General features: G+C 53.9%; 10 protein-coding genes and 2 rRNA genes. 8 read left to right on the forward strand and 4 right to left on the reverse strand.

Features of this window, described 5'->3' with window-relative positions; translation table 11 throughout:
- Positions 1–65 precede the first annotated feature (65 nt).
- Together LA337_00005 and rrf are read left to right on the forward strand one after the other, a co-directional pair.
- A 23S ribosomal RNA gene (locus LA337_00005) occupies positions 66–2973 on the forward strand.
- A 199-nt stretch (positions 2974–3172) separates the two neighbouring features.
- Positions 3173–3288 (forward strand): 5S ribosomal RNA (rrf, locus tag LA337_00010).
- A 113-nt stretch (positions 3289–3401) separates the two neighbouring features.
- Here the strand turns inward: rrf and LA337_00015 are convergent.
- Positions 3402–3839 carry an acetyltransferase gene (locus tag LA337_00015; protein ID UBI16139.1) on the reverse strand — a complete coding sequence of 146 codons (438 nt, stop codon included), beginning with the start codon at positions 3837–3839 and terminating at the stop codon, positions 3402–3404.
- A gap of 158 nt (positions 3840–3997) precedes the next feature.
- Between LA337_00015 and metA the strand changes: the two genes are divergently transcribed.
- The 4 genes from metA to aceK all read left to right on the forward strand — a co-directional run bounded on the left by metA (position 3998) and on the right by aceK (position 9984).
- Positions 3998–4927, forward strand: coding sequence for a homoserine O-succinyltransferase (gene metA, locus LA337_00020; GenBank protein ID UBI16140.1), 930 nt, complete (start codon positions 3998–4000; stop codon positions 4925–4927).
- A 268-nt stretch (positions 4928–5195) separates the two neighbouring features.
- On the forward strand, positions 5196–6797 hold the full coding sequence (gene aceB, locus LA337_00025) for a malate synthase A (GenBank protein UBI16141.1): 1602 nt from the start codon (positions 5196–5198) through the stop codon (positions 6795–6797).
- A gap of 31 nt (positions 6798–6828) precedes the next feature.
- The gene (gene aceA / locus LA337_00030; GenBank protein ID UBI16142.1) at positions 6829–8133 is read left to right on the forward strand and encodes an isocitrate lyase; all 1305 of its coding nucleotides are present in this window, start codon (positions 6829–6831) and stop codon (positions 8131–8133) included.
- 102 nt (positions 8134–8235) lie between these two features.
- Positions 8236–9984, forward strand: coding sequence for a bifunctional isocitrate dehydrogenase kinase/phosphatase (gene aceK, locus LA337_00035; protein ID UBI16143.1), 1749 nt, complete (start codon positions 8236–8238; stop codon positions 9982–9984).
- Between the two features lie 21 nt (positions 9985–10005).
- Here aceK and iclR read toward each other — a convergent pair whose 3' ends face one another.
- Complete coding sequence (iclR, locus tag LA337_00040; GenBank protein ID UBI16144.1) at positions 10006–10830, reverse strand: glyoxylate bypass operon transcriptional repressor IclR; 825 nt, start codon at positions 10828–10830, stop codon at positions 10006–10008.
- Positions 10831–11025: 195 nt separating this feature from the next.
- On the opposite strand from iclR, the gene metH reads away from it, so the two are divergent.
- Both metH and LA337_00050 read left to right on the forward strand, forming a co-directional pair.
- Positions 11026–14709, forward strand: coding sequence for a methionine synthase (gene metH / locus LA337_00045; protein ID UBI16145.1), 3684 nt, complete (start codon positions 11026–11028; stop codon positions 14707–14709).
- Positions 14710–14845: 136 nt separating this feature from the next.
- Positions 14846–16477, forward strand: a complete 1632-nt coding sequence (locus LA337_00050; GenBank protein ID UBI16146.1) for a Na/Pi cotransporter family protein — start codon at positions 14846–14848, stop codon at positions 16475–16477.
- A gap of 62 nt (positions 16478–16539) precedes the next feature.
- On the opposite strand, the gene pepE is transcribed toward LA337_00050, so the two are convergent.
- Positions 16540–17229 (reverse strand): dipeptidase PepE, encoded by a 690-nt coding sequence (gene pepE, locus LA337_00055; protein ID UBI18362.1) that lies wholly within the window; start codon positions 17227–17229, stop codon positions 16540–16542.
- 508 nt (positions 17230–17737) lie between these two features.
- On the reverse strand, positions 17738–17899 hold the full coding sequence (locus LA337_00060) for a hypothetical protein (GenBank protein ID UBI16147.1): 162 nt from the start codon (positions 17897–17899) through the stop codon (positions 17738–17740).
- Between the last annotated feature and the right edge of the window lie 247 nt (positions 17900–18146).

An 18146-nucleotide genomic window follows, 5' to 3' on the forward strand; every position in this document is an offset into this window, starting at 1 on the left:
GTGTTCGAGTCTCTCAAATTTTTGCAGCACGATGATGAATCGAAAGAAACATCTTCGGGTTGTGAGGTTAAGCGACTAAGCGTACACGGTGGATGCCCTGGCAGTCAGAGGCGATGAAGGACGTGCTAATCTGCGATAAGCGTCGGTAAGGTGATATGAACCGTTATAACCGGCGATTTCCGAATGGGGAAACCCAGTGTGATCCGTCACACTATCATTGCGTGAATACATAGCGTAATGAAGCGAACCGGGGGAACTGAAACATCTAAGTACCCCGAGGAAAAGAAATCAACCGAGATTCCCCCAGTAGCGGCGAGCGAACGGGGAGCAGCCCAGAGTCTGAATCAGCATGTGTGTTAGTGGAACGGTCTGGAAAGTCCGGCGATACAGGGTGATAGCCCCGTACACAAAAGTGCATGTGTTGTGAACTCGAAGAGTAGGGCGGGACACGTGGTATCCTGTCTGAATATGGGGGGACCATCCTCCAAGGCTAAATACTCCTGACTGACCGATAGTGAACCAGTACCGTGAGGGAAAGGCGAAAAGAACCCCGGCGAGGGGAGTGAAAAAGAACCTGAAACCGTGTACGTACAAGCAGTGGGAGCACCCTTTGGGGTGTGACTGCGTACCTTTTGTATAATGGGTCAGCGACTTATATTCTGTAGCAAGGTTAACCGTATAGGGGAGCCGAAGGGAAACCGAGTCTTAACTGGGCGTTAAGTTGCAGGGTATAGACCCGAAACCCGGTGATCTAGCCATGGGCAGGTTGAAGGTTGGGTAACACTAACTGGAGGACCGAACCGACTAATGTTGAAAAATTAGCGGATGACTTGTGGCTGGGGGTGAAAGGCCAATCAAACCGGGAGATAGCTGGTTCTCCCCGAAAGCTATTTAGGTAGCGCCTCGTGAACTCATCTTCGGGGGTAGAGCACTGTTTCGGCTAGGGGGTCATCCCGACTTACCAACCCGATGCAAACTGCGAATACCGAAGAATGTTATCACGGGAGACACACGGCGGGTGCTAACGTCCGTCGTGAAGAGGGAAACAACCCAGACCGCCAGCTAAGGTCCCAAAGTCATGGTTAAGTGGGAAACGATGTGGGAAGGCACAGACAGCCAGGATGTTGGCTTAGAAGCAGCCATCATTTAAAGAAAGCGTAATAGCTCACTGGTCGAGTCGGCCTGCGCGGAAGATGTAACGGGGCTAAACCATGCACCGAAGCTGCGGCAGCGACACTATGTGTTGTTGGGTAGGGGAGCGTTCTGTAAGCCGTTGAAGGTGTGTCGTGAGGCATGCTGGAGGTATCAGAAGTGCGAATGCTGACATAAGTAACGATAATGCGGGTGAAAAACCCGCACGCCGGAAGACCAAGGGTTCCTGTCCAACGTTAATCGGGGCAGGGTGAGTCGACCCCTAAGGCGAGGCCGAAAGGCGTAGTCGATGGGAAACAGGTTAATATTCCTGTACTTGGTGTTACTGCGAAGGGGGGACGGAGAAGGCTATGTTAGCCGGGCGACGGTTGTCCCGGTTTAAGCATGTAGGCGGAGCGTTTAGGTAAATCCGGACGCTTACTAACGCTGAGGTGTGATGACGAGGCACTACGGTGCTGAAGTAACAAATGCCCTGCTTCCAGGAAAAGCCTCTAAGCATCAGGTAACATCAAATCGTACCCCAAACCGACACAGGTGGTCAGGTAGAGAATACCAAGGCGCTTGAGAGAACTCGGGTGAAGGAACTAGGCAAAATGGTGCCGTAACTTCGGGAGAAGGCACGCTGATATGTAGGTGAAGTGGTTTACCCATGGAGCTGAAATCAGTCGAAGATACCAGCTGGCTGCAACTGTTTATTAAAAACACAGCACTGTGCAAACACGAAAGTGGACGTATACGGTGTGACGCCTGCCCGGTGCCGGAAGGTTAATTGATGGGGTTATCCGTAAGGAGAAGCTCTTGATCGAAGCCCCGGTAAACGGCGGCCGTAACTATAACGGTCCTAAGGTAGCGAAATTCCTTGTCGGGTAAGTTCCGACCTGCACGAATGGCGTAATGATGGCCAGGCTGTCTCCACCCGAGACTCAGTGAAATTGAACTCGCTGTGAAGATGCAGTGTACCCGCGGCAAGACGGAAAGACCCCGTGAACCTTTACTATAGCTTGACACTGAACACTGGTCCTTGATGTGTAGGATAGGTGGGAGGCTTTGAAGCGTGGACGCCAGTCTGCGTGGAGCCAACCTTGAAATACCACCCTTTAATGGCTGGTGTTCTAACGTAGACCCGTTACCCGGGTTGCGGACAGTGTCTGGTGGGTAGTTTGACTGGGGCGGTCTCCTCCTAAAGAGTAACGGAGGAGCACGAAGGTTAGCTAATCCTGGTCGGACATCAGGAGGTTAGTGCAAAGGCATAAGCTAGCTTGACTGCGAGAGTGACGGCTCGAGCAGGTGCGAAAGCAGGTCTTAGTGATCCGGTGGTTCTGAATGGAAGGGCCATCGCTCAACGGATAAAAGGTACTCCGGGGATAACAGGCTGATACCGCCCAAGAGTTCATATCGACGGCGGTGTTTGGCACCTCGATGTCGGCTCATCACATCCTGGGGCTGAAGTAGGTCCCAAGGGTATGGCTGTTCGCCATTTAAAGTGGTACGCGAGCTGGGTTTAGAACGTCGTGAGACAGTTCGGTCCCTATCTGCCGTGGGCGCTGGAGAATTGAGGGGGGCTGCTCCTAGTACGAGAGGACCGGAGTGGACGCATCACTGGTGTTCGGGTTGTCATGCCAATGGCATTGCCCGGTAGCTAAATGCGGAAGAGATAAGTGCTGAAAGCATCTAAGCACGAAACTTGCCCCGAGATGAGTTCTCCCTGAGACTTTAAGTCTCCTGAAGGAACGTTAAAGACTATGACGTTGATAGGTCGGGTGTGTAAGTGTAGCGATACATTGAGCTAACCGATACTAATGAACCGTGAGGCTTAACCTTACAACGCCGAAGATGTTTTGGCGGATTTGAGAAGATTTTCAGCTTAGATTACAGATTAGTAAGTCCGAAGGATTTTGCGCTGAGGCAAGGCGGCAAGTGAAGCGACGGAAGGAGCATACATCGGTATGTGACTGACGTTCGTAAGTGCAGCCAACGCAGTATCAGCCCAAAAGACACAGGACAGAGCACAAAGAATTTGCCTGGCGGCTGTAGCGCGGTGGTCCCACCTGACCCCATGCCGAACTCAGAAGTGAAACGCCGTAGCGCCGATGGTAGTGTGGGGTCTCCCCATGCGAGAGTAGGGAACTGCCAGGCATCAAACAAGTGAAGAAGCCCATCCTGACGGATGGGCTTTTTTGCGTCTGTACGGAGTGAAAACTGCCGGATGCGGCGCAACCGCCTTATCCGGCCTGTAAAAGCTTGTCCTGCTACCCACGCTCGAGGTTGAGTAACGGGTACGGCCGTCCGAGATCGTCCACTTCTGTACGTCCCGTCACGTTAAATCCCATCTTCTTATAGAATCCAACTGCCTGCTCATTCTGTTCGTTAACGTTGGTTGTTAGCGTTGAACTCATTGATAAAGCATGTTCAATCAGCAACTTACCCACACCACTCCCACGCACATCCGGATCGACAAACAACGCATCTATATGCTTATCGGTAAGGAGCATGAAGGCGACGGGCTCATCCTGTTCTGTCACTGCAACCCATAGAGGGGCTTCAGGTAAAAATGAACGCACCAGCTCCTCCAGCTCAATCCGATAATCCGCAGAGAGGAAATGGTGTGTGGCATCTACTGAACGACACCAAATAGAAACTAACTTATCTCCTTCGTCCTGACGCGAACGACGAATGGTAATGGTCATAGCATTCTCCTTTTTTTCTTTACTCCACTATTCTACAGCAAGGAGCCGTGAAACTTTCTCAACTTGAGGATGCAGGCTCGACATTCGCATAATTCCTGGGTATCTTCAGCTATCTGGATGTCTAAACGTTTAAGCGTATGTAGTGAGGTTATCAGGTTATGCCAATTCGCGTGCAGGACGAGCTACCCGCCGTCAATTTCTTGCGTGAGGAGAACGTCTTCGTGATGACGACATCCCGCGCTTCCGGTCAGGAAATTCGTCCACTGAAGGTGCTCATCCTCAACCTGATGCCCAAGAAGATTGAAACGGAAAACCAGTTTCTGCGTTTACTCTCTAACTCACCGCTGCAGGTAGATGTTCAGCTATTGCGCATCGATGCCCGCGAGTCACGCAACACCCCAACGGAGCATCTGAATAACTTTTACTGTAATTTCGAGGATATCTGCGATCAGAACTTTGACGGACTGATTGTGACCGGCGCGCCGTTGGGCCTGGTTGAATTTAATGATGTGGCTTACTGGCCGCAGATTAAACAAGTGCTTGAATGGGCGAAAGATCATGTTACATCGACGCTATTTGTCTGTTGGGCGGTGCAAGCCGCGTTGAATATCCTGTACGGAATTCCCAAGCAAACCCGCACGGATAAGCTCTCAGGCGTCTATGAGCACCATATTCTTCACCCTCATGCGCTGCTGACGCGTGGATTTGATGATGCGTTCCTGGCCCCGCATTCGCGCTATGCCGATTTCCCTGCTGCGCTTATCCGCGACTACACCGATCTCGAGATTTTTGCTGAAACCGAAGAGGGAGATGCTTACCTGTTTGCCAGCAAAGATAAACGTATTGCCTTCGTGACGGGTCATCCTGAGTATGACGATCACACACTCGGCAGCGAATATTTTCGTGACGTCGAAGCGGGCTTAACGCCGGAAGTTCCCTATAACTATTTCCCGAAAGATGACCCACAAAACAAACCGCGGGCAACCTGGCGTAGCCACGGCAATCTGTTGTTCACCAACTGGCTCAACTATTACGTCTACCAGATCACGCCATATGATCTGCGTCACATGAATCCAACGCTGGATTAATCTTCTGTAGCAGACGATCCTTAAGCGTTTCAGCATGTTGAATCAGGCACCTTCGGGTGCCTTTTTTATTTCCGAAACGCACCTCATCATGTAATTAAATTTAATTTATATTGTTATCAATAAGTTAATTGATAATTAAATTAAAAATGGAAATTGTTTTTGATTTTGAAATTTAAATGAGTAGTCTTAGTTGTGCTGAACGAAAACCGCACAACGATCCTTCGTTCGCATTGGGGATGTGTTTGGATCAATGACGAGGAACTACGCAATGAATCAACAGGCAACGACAACCGATGAACTGGTCTTTACCAGGCCGAGTGGCGAACAGGAGCAACAAATTCTGACCGCTGAAGCGGTAGAGTTTCTTACCGAGCTGGTGACAAGATTTACGCCAAAGCGGAATAAACTTCTGGCTGCGCGTATCCAGCAGCAGCAGGATATTGATGACGGTAAGTTGCCTGACTTTATTTCGGAAACGGCTTCCATTCGTGAGGGTGACTGGAAGATCCGCGGAATTCCTGATGATTTACTGGATCGCCGCGTAGAGATAACCGGACCGGTTGAGCGCAAGATGGTCATCAACGCGCTGAACGCGAACGTCAAAGTCTTTATGGCTGATTTTGAAGATTCGCTGGCTCCTGAGTGGAGCAAAGTTATCGACGGGCAGATCAACCTGCGCGATGCGGTCAATGGCACCATTAGCTATACCAATGAAGCGGGTAAAATTTATCAGCTCAAACCCAATCCGGCTCTGTTGGTGTGTCGTGTTCGTGGTCTGCACCTGCCGGAAAAACACGTCACCTGGCATGGCGAATCCATCCCAGGCAGCTTGTTCGACTTTGCCCTCTATTTCTTCCACAACTACAAAACGTTGCTGGCGAAAGGCAGCGGCCCTTATTTCTATCTGCCAAAAACACAGGCCTGGCAAGAAGCGGCATGGTGGAGCGAAGTGTTCAGCTATGCAGAGGACCGCTTTAACCTGCCGCGCGGCACCATTAAAGCGACCCTGTTGATTGAAACGCTGCCGGCTGTTTTCCAGATGGACGAAATTCTGCACGCCCTGCGTGACCACATTGTGGGCCTGAACTGCGGTCGCTGGGACTACATTTTTAGCTATATCAAAACGCTGAAGAACCACCCGGATCGCGTGCTGCCGGACCGTCAGGTGGTGACGATGGATAAGCCATTCCTCAGCGCCTATTCGCGTCTGCTGATTAAAACCTGTCATAAACGCGGCGCGTTCGCGATGGGCGGCATGGCGGCGTTCATTCCCAGCAAAGATGCGGAACGTAACAACCAGGTTCTGACTAAGGTAAAAGCGGACAAAGCGCTGGAAGCGAATAACGGTCATGACGGCACATGGATTGCCCATCCGGGACTGGCAGATACCGCTATGGCGGTGTTCAACGACGTACTCGGTAAAAACAAAAATCAGCTATTCGTGACCCGTGAAGAAGATGCGCCGATTACCGCAGAACAACTGCTGGCACCTTGTGAAGGTGAGCGTACTGAAGAAGGCATGCGCGCCAATATCCGTGTCGCGGTGCAATACATTGAAGCGTGGATCTCCGGTAACGGCTGCGTACCGATTTACGGTCTGATGGAAGATGCGGCCACCGCCGAAATCTCCCGTACCTCCATCTGGCAGTGGATCCACCACCAGAAGACGCTCAGCAACGGTAAGCCGGTTACCAAACCGCTGTTCCGTCAGATGCTGGCCGAAGAGATGCTAGTGATTCAGGACGAACTGGGCGAGCACCGCTACAGCAGCGGGCGTTTTGACGATGCCGCGCGCCTGATGGAACAAATCACCACATCAGATGACTTAATCGACTTCCTCACCCTGCCAGGTTACCGCCTGCTGGCGTAATCCACCACATAACAATATGGAGCATCTGCACATGAAAACCCGTACTCAACAAATCGAAGAATTACAGAAAGAATGGACTCAACCGCGCTGGGAAGGCATCACCCGTCCATATAGCGCGGAGGAAGTGGTGAAATTACGTGGCTCGGTCAACCCGGAATGTACGCTGGCGCAGCTTGGCGCGGCGAAAATGTGGCGTCTGCTGCACGGTGAATCGAAGAAAGGTTATATCAACAGCCTCGGCGCGCTGACTGGCGGTCAGGCGCTGCAACAGGCTAAAGCCGGTATTGAAGCGGTCTACCTTTCAGGTTGGCAGGTGGCGGCAGATGCCAACCTGGCATCCAGCATGTATCCAGACCAATCGCTGTATCCGGCGAACTCGGTCCCGGCAGTGGTGGACAGGATCAACAACACATTCCGTCGCGCCGATCAGATCCAATGGTCAACCGGCATTGAGCCGAACGATCCGCGCTATGTCGATTACTTCCTGCCGATTGTTGCCGATGCGGAAGCTGGGTTTGGTGGCGTACTGAACGCGTTTGAACTGATGAAATCGATGATTGAGGCTGGTGCAGCGGCCGTTCACTTCGAAGATCAGCTCGCATCGGTGAAAAAATGTGGTCACATGGGCGGCAAAGTGCTGGTTCCGACTCAGGAAGCTATCCAGAAACTGGTGGCCGCCCGTCTGGCAGCCGACGTCATGGGTGTTCCGACGCTGGTGATTGCGCGTACTGATGCTGACGCAGCCGATCTAATTACGTCTGATTGCGACCCTTACGATAGCGAGTTCATCACCGGCGAACGTACCAGCGAAGGGTTCTACCGTACGCATGCGGGCATTGAGCAGGCGATCAGTCGTGGCCTGGCCTACGCACCGTATGCGGATCTGGTGTGGTGTGAAACTTCCACGCCGGACCTCGAACTGGCGAAGCGCTTTGCCGATGCGATTCACGCGAAATTCCCAGGCAAACTGCTGGCCTACAACTGTTCGCCGTCGTTTAACTGGCAGAAAAACCTCGACGACAAAACCATTGCCAGCTTCCAGCAGCAGCTGTCGGATATGGGTTACAAATACCAGTTCATTACCCTGGCGGGCATCCACAGCATGTGGTTCAACATGTTCGACCTCGCGCATTCCTATGCGCAGGGCGAAGGCATGCGCCACTATGTTGAGAAGGTTCAGCAGCCAGAATTTGCGGCGGCTAAAGACGGTTACACCTTCGTATCCCATCAGCAGGAAGTGGGTACAGGCTACTTCGATAAAGTCACCACCATCATTCAGGGCGGTACTTCCTCGGTGACCGCGCTGACCGGCTCGACCGAAGAATCGCAGTTTTGATTAATGCCCGGTGGCGCTGCGCTTACCGGGCCTACGAAGGGATGTAGGCCGGATAAGCGAACGCGCCATCCGGCATGACGTTGTGCCGGATGGGAGAAATCGATGACGCGTGGCCTGGAATTACTGATTGCTCAGACTATCTTGCAAGGTTTCGACGCCCAGTACGGGCGTTTTCTGGAAGTCACCTCCGGCGCGCAGCAGCGTTTTGAACATGCCGACTGGCATGCGGTTCAGCAGGCGATGAAAAGCCGTATTCACCTTTACGATCATCACGTGGGTCTGGTGGTGGAGCAGCTGCGCTGCATTACTGACGGTAAAAGTACCGACGCGGATTTTTTACTTCGCGTGAAAGAGCATTACACCCGGCTACTGCCGGATTACCCACGCTTCGAGATTGCGGAGAGTTTCTTTAACTCCGTCTACTGCCGGTTATTTGACCACCGCTCGCTGACTCCCGAGCGGCTGTTTATTTTCAGTTCTCAGCCAGAGCGCCGTTTTCGTACGATCCCACGTCCGCTGGCGAAAGACTTCTTTCCTGATACCGGCTGGGAGTGGCTGCTAACGCGCGTTCTCAGCGATCTGCCTCTGCGTCTACCGTGGCAGAACAAACATCGTGATATCCACTACATCATCGAACACCTGACCGAAACTCTGGGTGCGGATATGTTGCAGCGCTGTCATTTACAGGTGGCGAACGAACTGTTTTATCGCAACAAGGCCGCCTGGCTGGTTGGTAAGTTGATCACCCCTTCCGGGACGCTGCCGTTTTTATTGCCAATCCACCGGACTGACGAAGGCGAACTGTTTGTCGATACCTGTCTGACCACGACAGCGGAGGCGAGCATTGTGTTTGGCTTCGCCCGCTCCTATTTTATGGTGTACGCTCCGTTGCCTGCGGCGCTGGTGGAGTGGCTGCGCGAGATCCTGCCCGGAAAAACCACCGCCGAACTGTACATGGCGATTGGCTGTCAGAAACACGCGAAGACCGAAAGTTACCGCGAGTATCTGCTCTATCTTGCCCATTGCGATGAGCATTTTATCGAAGCGCCGGGTATTCGCGGCATGGTGATGCTGGTGTTTACCCTGCCGGGCTTTGACCGGGTGTTTAAAATCATCAAAGACAAATTTGCCCCGCAAAAAGAGATGTCTGCCGCCCATGTCCGCGCCTGCTATCAACTGGTCAAAGAGCATGATCGTGTTGGGCGAATGGCTGACACTCAGGAGTTCGAGAACTTTGTGCTGGATAAACGGCAAATCGATCCGGCGCTGATGGCGCTGTTATTGCAGGAAGCCCCGGAAAAAATTACCGATCTCGGCGATCAGATTGTCATTCGCCATCTGTATATCGAACGACGGATGGTGCCGCTGAATATCTGGCTGGAGCAGGTCGAAGGCCAGCAACTGCGCGATGCCATTGAAGAGTACGGCAACGCGATTCGCCAACTGGCCGCCGCCAATATTTTCCCCGGCGATATGCTGTTTAAGAACTTCGGCGTGACCCGCCACGGGCGCGTGGTGTTCTACGACTACGATGAAATATGCTACATGACGGAGGTGAATTTCCGCCATATCCCGCCGCCACGCTACCCGGAAGATGAGATGAGCGCTGAGCCGTGGTACAGCGTATCGCCGGGAGATGTCTTCCCGGAAGAGTTTCGTCACTGGCTTTGTGCCGACCCGCGTATCGGGCCGCTATTTGAAGAGATGCACGCTGACCTGTTCAGCGCCGACTACTGGCGGGGTCTGCAAACGCGGATTAAAAACGGGCATGTGGAAGATGTTTACGCCTACCGGCGCAAACAGCGTTTCAGCGTACGTTATGAAACCGACCGTAGGGCGGATAAGGCGTAGCCGCCACCCGGTAATCCCATCTTAGCGAATCCCGCCATACGCCAGCGTCACTTCTTTCGCCGCTTTGATCGCCATAGCGCCAAACTCGGTCACGCGATCGTCGGTAATGCGCGAAATGGGTCCGGAAATGGAAATAGCGGCGAACGGCTCGCGGTGCTCGTCATAAATGCATGACGCCACGCAGCGCAGGCCCAGCGCATGTTCCTCATCATCAAAGGAATAGCCGCGCTTGCGCGTCTGGGCCAAATCCTCTTTCAGATGCACCGGCGACACCAGCGTGGCGTGGGTGTAAGCGTGCAGGCCTTTACGGTGTAGCAGGCCAGTCACCTGTTCTTCGCTCAGTTGGGATAAAAACGCCTTACCCGCGCCGGAAGCGTGCATCGGCAGTTTGCCGCCGATAGGCGCGGACATGCGCATCAGCTGGGTGCACTGCACCTGGTCGATAATAATGGCCTGATGGTCGCTTTGATCCAGCACGGCGAGGTTTACCGTCTCACCGGAGTCTTCCATCAGCTTGCGCAGGATCGGGTGGACAATCGCCAGCAAATTACGGCTTTGTAAAAAGCTGCTGCCGACGATAAACGCATGTGCACCGACGGCCCAGTGTCCTAAGTCACCGACCTGGCGGACAAAACCCTGCTGCTGCATGGTGGTCAATAAACGGTGAGTCGTGGAATTTGGCAGGCCGGCCTGCTGTGCCAGTTCGGTTAGCGCCACGCTGCCGTTGGATTCCGCAATCCACTCCAGTAGCTTCAGGCCGCGGGTCAGAGACTGAACCTGCCCGGTTGCAGGCGCAGTAGCAGCGGCGGGTTTTCTACCGCGTTTCGCGGGGATTGTGGCAACCATGGCGGACTCCTTTTCTGTATCGTGGAAATCATTTTCGTTTTATTCAATTATAATGCAAGAATTCCTGTACTGATCGGATGAGTGAAGCTGAACATGTCTCATGTTGGCCGTTGTTCCCTTTTCCACCTCTCAGGTTTGTGCCAGTATGGCCTGTTGAGTTTTTTTCGGTCTGGTTGAGCGTTGTCGGGAGCGAGTGTGAGCAGCAAAGTAGAACAATTACGTCAGCAGTTAAATGAACGTATTCTGGTGCTGGACGGCGGTATGGGCACCATGATCCAGGGATATCGTCTGAGCGAAGAGGATTTCCGCGGCGAACGCTTTGCCGACTGGCCGTGCGATCTGAAAGGCAACAACGACCTGTTGGTGCTCAGCAAACCGGAGGTGATCGCCGCGATCCATAACGCCTACTTTGAGGCGGGCGCGGATATCATCGAAACCAACACCTTTAACTCCACGACTATCGCCATGGCGGATTACCAGATGGAATCCCTGTCGGCGGAAATCAACTTTACGGCAGCTAAACTGGCGCGTGCGGCGGCAGACGAATGGACGGCGCGCACGCCGGAAAAACCGCGCTATGTCGCGGGCGTGCTCGGCCCAACCAACCGTACGGCGTCTATCTCGCCTGACGTTAACGACCCGGCTTACCGCAACATTACCTTTGATCAACTGGTGGCCGCCTACCGTGAATCTACCAAAGCGCTGGTGGAAGGCGGCAGTGACCTGATCCTGATTGAAACCGTCTTCGATACCCTGAACGCCAAAGCCGCTATTTTTGCGGTGAAAACCGAATTCGAAGCGCTGGGCGTTGAGCTGCCGATTATGCTCTCCGGCACCATCACCGATGCTTCCGGGCGTACGCTTTCCGGCCAGACTACCGAAGCATTCTATAACTCCTTGCGCCACGCGGATGCGCTGACTTTCGGCCTGAACTGCGCCTTAGGTCCGGACGAGCTGCGCCAGTACGTGCAGGAACTGTCGCGCATTGCCGAATGCTACGTGACCGCGCACCCGAATGCCGGTTTACCAAACGCCTTTGGCGAATACGATCTCGACGCCGACACCATGGCGGCGCAAATCCGCGAGTGGGCGCAGGCGGGCTTTCTCAACGTGGTCGGCGGCTGCTGCGGCACCACGCCGGAACACATCGCCGCCATGAGCCGCGCGGTGGATGGCTTGCCGCCGCGCCGTTTGCCGGAAATCCCGGTTGCCTGCCGCCTGTCCGGCCTTGAACCGCTGAACATCGGCGACGACAGCCTGTTTGTGAACGTTGGCGAGCGCACCAACGTCACCGGTTCGGCGAAATTTAAACGCCTGATCAAAGAAGAGAAATACAGCGAAGCGCTGGATGTCGCCCGCCAGCAGGTGGAAAGCGGCGCGCAGATTATCGATATCAACATGGATGAGGGGATGCTCGACGCCGAAGCGGCAATGGTGCGTTTCCTCAACCTGATCGCCGGTGAACCGGATATCGCCCGCGTACCGATCATGATCGACTCCTCGAAATGGGACGTTATCGAGAAAGGGCTGAAGTGCATTCAGGGTAAAGGCATCGTTAACTCCATCTCGATGAAAGAGGGGGTTGAGACCTTTATTCATCACGCGAAGCTTCTGCGTCGCTACGGTGCCGCGGTGGTGGTGATGGCTTTTGACGAGCAGGGGCAGGCCGACACCCGCGCGCGTAAAATCGAGATCTGCCGTCGGGCGTACAAAATTCTTACCGAAGAAGTAGGCTTCCCGCCGGAAGACATTATCTTTGACCCGAACATCTTTGCCGTCGCGACCGGTATTGATGAGCACAACAACTACGCTCAGGACTTTATCGGCGCCTGTGAGGACATCAAACGCGAACTGCCGCATGCACTGATCTCCGGCGGCGTTTCAAACGTTTCATTCTCGTTTCGCGGCAACGACCCGGTACGTGAAGCCATTCACGCGGTATTCCTCTACTACGCCATTCGCAACGGTATGGACATGGGGATCGTCAACGCCGGACAGCTGGCGATTTATGACGACCTGCCCGCCGAGCTGCGCGATGCGGTTGAAGACGTGATCCTTAACCGCCGTGACGATGGCACCGAACGACTGCTGGAGCTGGCTGAGAAATATCGCGGCAGTAAAACCGACGACACGGCGAATGCCCAGATGGCGGAATGGCGCACCTGGGACGTGAAAAAGCGCCTCGAATACTCGCTGGTGAAAGGCATTACCGAGTTTATTGAGCTGGATACCGAAGAAGCGCGCCAGCAAGCTGCGCGTCCGATCGAGGTTATTGAAGGACCGCTGATGGACGGCATGAACGTGGTCGGCGACCTGTTCGGCGAGGGAAAAATGTTCCTGCCGCAGGTGGTGAAATCCGCTCGCGTGATGAAGCAGGCGGTGGCCTACCTCGAACCGTACATTGAGGCCAGCAAAGAGAAAGGTTCCAGCAACGGCAAGATGGTCATCGCGACCGTGAAGGGCGATGTGCACGATATCGGCAAAAACATTGTTGGCGTGGTGCTGCAATGTAACAACTACGAAATCGTCGATCTTGGCGTGATGGTGCCAGCGGAGAAAATCCTCAGAACGGCGCGTGAAGTGAATGCCGATCTGATTGGCCTTTCCGGGCTGATTACCCCATCGCTGGACGAAATGGTCAACGTGGCGAAAGAAATGGAGCGTCAGGGCTTCACCATCCCACTGCTGATTGGCGGTGCGACCACCTCGAAAGCACACACCGCGGTGAAAATTGAGCAGAACTACAGTGGCCCGACGGTTTACGTGCAGAACGCTTCGCGTACCGTGGGCGTCGTGGCCGCGCTGCTCTCAGACACCCAGCGCGATGACTTTGTCGCCCGTACGCGTAAAGAGTACGAAACCGTGCGTATCCAGCATGCGCGTAAGAAACCGCGTACCCCGCCGGTAACGTTACAGGTTGCCCGTGATAACGATCTGGCCTTCGACTGGGAAAACTACACGCCGCCGGTGGCGCACCGCCTCGGCGTGCAGGAAGTTGAAGCCAGCATCGAAACCCTACGCAACTACATCGACTGGACGCCGTTCTTTATGACCTGGTCGTTGGCCGGGAAATATCCGCGCATTCTTGAAGATGAGGTGGTAGGAGAAGAGGCGAAGCGCCTGTTCAAAGATGCCAACGACATGCTGGATAAACTCAGCGCTGAGAAGACCCTGAATCCGCGCGGCGTGGTGGGTTTATTCCCAGCCAACCGCGTTGGTGACGACATCGAGATTTACCGTGACGAGACGCGTACGCACGTCATCAACGTGAGTCATCACCTGCGCCAGCAGACGGAAAAAGTCGGTTTCGCCAACTATTGCCTGTCTGACTTTGTCGCGCCGAAACTGAGCGGCAAAGCGGATTACATCGGTGCTTTCGCGGTTACCGGCGGTCTGGAGGAAGATGCGCTGGCGGACGCCTTTGAAGCCCAGCATGACGACTACAACAAGATCATGGTGAAAGCGATCGCTGACCGTCTGGCGGAAGCATTCGCGGAGTATCTGCATGAGCGCGTGCGTAAAGTTTACTGGGGCTATGCGGCGAATGAGAATCTCAGTAACGAGGAACTTATCCGCGAAAACTACCAGGGGATTCGCCCGGCGCCGGGCTATCCGGCGTGCCCGGAACACACTGAAAAGGCCACCATTTGGGAACTGCTGGACGTGGAAGCGCACACCGGGATGAAGCTCACTGAATCATTTGCGATGTGGCCAGGCGCGTCGGTCTCCGGCTGGTATTTCAGTCATCCGGACAGCAAGTACTACGCCGTGGCGCAAATCCAGCGCGATCAGGTTGAAGATTATGCCTTCCGTAAAGGCATGAGCGTGGCGGAAGTCGAACGTTGGTTAGCGCCAAACCTCGGCTACGACGCTGATTGATTCACAAAACTGTCATCTTTTTTTACAACAAACAGGGCACTCATTGAGTGCCCTGTCTCTTTATTACGTTTAAACCCTTATACTGAAAGAAGGCTTCGGCCTCAGGAACATATAACGATAAGGAGTACCTGATTCCGTGTTAACTCTGTTACACCTGCTTTCTGCCGTCGCGATGCTGGTTTGGGGTACGCATATTGTGCGTACCGGCGTGATGCGTGTCTTTGGCGCCCGCTTGCGTACCGTCCTCAGCCGTAGTGTTGAAAAGAAGCCGCTCGCCTTTTGTGCGGGTATCGGCGTGACGGCGCTGGTGCAAAGCAGCAACGCCACCACCATGCTGGTCACTTCGTTTGTCGCGCAAGATCTCGTGGCGCTCACCCCTGCACTGGTGATTGTACTCGGCGCCGACGTGGGGACCGCGCTGATGGCGCGTATCCTGACTTTCGACCTCTCCTGGCTGTCGCCACTGCTGATTTTTATCGGCGTGATCTTCTTTCTCGGACGTAAGCAGTCCCGCGTGGGGCAACTGGGGCGGGTTGGTATTGGGCTGGGATTGATTTTACTGGCGCTGGAGCTGATTGTGCAGGCGGTCACGCCGATCACCCAGGCGAACGGCGTACAGGTTATTTTCGCCTCGCTCACCGGCGATATCATGCTGGATGCGCTGATTGGCGCCATGTTTGCGATTATCAGTTACTCCAGCCTGGCGGCGGTGCTGCTGACGGCCACACTGACCGCCGCAGGCATTATCTCGTTCCCGGTGGCGTTGTGTCTGGTGATTGGCGCCAACCTCGGCTCTGGCCTGCTGGCGATGTTGAATAACAGCGCCGCGAACGCCGCCGCCCGCCGAGTGGCGCTCGGCAGTCTGTTGTTTAAGCTGGTGGGGAGTCTGATTATCCTGCCGTTTGTTCATCCGTTGGCTAATCTGATGGATGAACTGCCGCTGGCGAAATCTGAACTGGTTATCTACTTCCACGTCTTCTACAACCTGGTGCGCTGCGTGGCGATGGTGCCGTTCGCCGAACCGATGGCGCGTTTTTGTAAGCGCATCATCCGCGATGAGCCAGAACTTGATGCGCATCTGAAGCCCAAACATCTGGACGTTAGCGCGCTGGATACGCCGACGCTCGCTTTGGCTAATGCCGCCCGTGAAGCTTTGCGCATAGGCGACGCGATGGAGCAGATGATGGACGGGCTGAAGAAGGTGATGCACGGTGAGCCGCGTGAAGAGAAAGAGCTGCGCAGGATGGCGGACGACATTAACGTGCTATACACGGCCATTAAGCTCTATCTGGCGCGGATGCCAAAGGATGAGCTGGCGGAAGAGGAATCACGCCGTTGGGCGGAGATTATCGAAATGTCGCTCAACCTCGAGCAGGCTTCCGATATTGTCGAACGTATGGGCAGCGAGATAGCCGATAAGTCGCTGGCCGCCCGCCGGGCATTCTCTGTCGAAGGGCTAAAAGAACTGGATGCGCTCTACGATCAGTTGCTCAGCAATCTGCAACTGGCAATGTCGGTGTTCTTCTCAGGTGATGTGACCAGTGCCCGTCGTCTGCGCCGCAGCAAGCACCGCTTCCGTATTCTCAACCGTCGTTATTCGCATGCGCACGTTGACCGTTTGCATCAGCAGAACGTGCAGAGCATCGAGACCAGCTCGTTGCACCTGGCGCTGTTGGGCGATATGCAGCGTCTGAACTCGCTGTTTTGTTCAGTGGCTTACAGCGTGCTGGAACAGCCGGATGAAGACGATGAGCGGGATGATTATTGAGTGAGGTGAAGCGGTAGGCCGGATAAGGCGAAGCCGCCATCCGGCATCAGACAACAAATCAACTAAAAGCAGTGGCCTGCTTCAACGGCAACCGCCTCTTCACCCGCTTTAAAGATATACGTGGTGTTCGGGCCGCCGAGCACGGACTTACCGTTACTCACCTTAATCCAGTTACCTTCCGGCAAGCCAATTACCGTCAGCTCTGGCGCCACAACCAGCAGCTCGCGAATACGCTGTTCACGCGTTTCGCCTTTGTGGCCTTCCGGCAGCGCGTTGGTGAAATGTGGGTTAATCTGCAGCGGAAACAGACCCAGGGCATCAAAGCCTTTTGGATCGACAATCGGCATGTCGTTGGTGGTGCGGATGGTCTGGCAGGCAAGGTTGGAACCCGCGCTCCAGCCGATATACAGCGCACCGCGTTTGACGACATCCACAATCGGCGCCAGCAGTCCGCGTTCGCGGCTTTCTTTCAGTAACTGGAAGGTATTACCCCCGCCGACAATCACCAGCTCTGCATTTTCAATAGCGGCAATCGGATCGACAACGGTATGAATACCCGTAACGTTGACGCCCATTGGCGCAAAGATGGCTGCCGTTTTCGCCGTGTACTCATCCCAGGTTTGCGTCACGCCAGCGAACGGAATAAACACCGCCGTACGGCGACCATTCAGTTGTTCAGCAATCAGCGGCAGCGCATGTTCCATCCAGCCTTTGCCCGGCAGCGTCGAGTTACTCAATAAAAGCAGTTCCATCATTTCTCCATGTAATCAGAAAATTACCAACCGCAGTCATGTTACCACCGTCAGTATAACGCCTCACTGATATGGCTCACGATGTTGGAAGTGAGGTTCTGGAAAGCGCCTCGCAATAGATTTTTATACCTATTTGTAGACGTTGTTGTCGGGAAGGGGGGCAATGTACCGGGCACGCTGAAAGTGAATAACTACCAGTAACCCAAATCAGTCATTAGCAACCAGCTTGTGAAACCAATCATCCCGGTACCACCGACGATATATAGAAAAACGTTAACATAAAATCCTAAGTCCCCGCGGTAATAGTAATCTTTTATAGGGGAGCTTTTTCTTGTTTCAATGATAACACCTGTCTGGAATCCTCTAATACCATGCAATAACATCCAGATCGCAGTGACGTACATAACGGTCACGAGAGCTATGTTTTTTAACTCCATGTTAATCTTTGACTGTCTCCTTTAGTCTGTTTACTCAGCCTTCAGAAAAGGTTGATGAGAATTTAGTATCACTAGACTTCAATTCCCTTCTGTTTCAGCTCTTTTCTAATCACACGTTTAATCCAGGCTGCCAACGATTCATCGCCATCCTGCCGTTGTGCTTCTTCCATCGCTTTGCGCAGTTCCGGATCCAGACGGAATTGAAACGGGGGATTACCTCTTCTTTCGTTCATGTGTGTTGATACCTTAATTACACAAGAGTAGCGTGTGTATGTGTGATGACACATTACTCTCACACACCAAACATGACAACGCCCCGAAAGTGCGGGAACACGATCAGGGCGTCTAACCACAACATTACATCAGCCAGTTGATTCCCGCGTTGGCGCAGTTGGAAGTGAAAGCTGACCAGCAATTGTTTGCTGTTGCATAGTACCTAAAATAAACAGAGCGCCCATCCCTGGCGCTCTGTTCCTGCTT

The organism is Citrobacter europaeus, assembly GCA_020099315.1.
Lineage (GTDB): Bacteria > Pseudomonadota > Gammaproteobacteria > Enterobacterales > Enterobacteriaceae > Citrobacter > Citrobacter europaeus.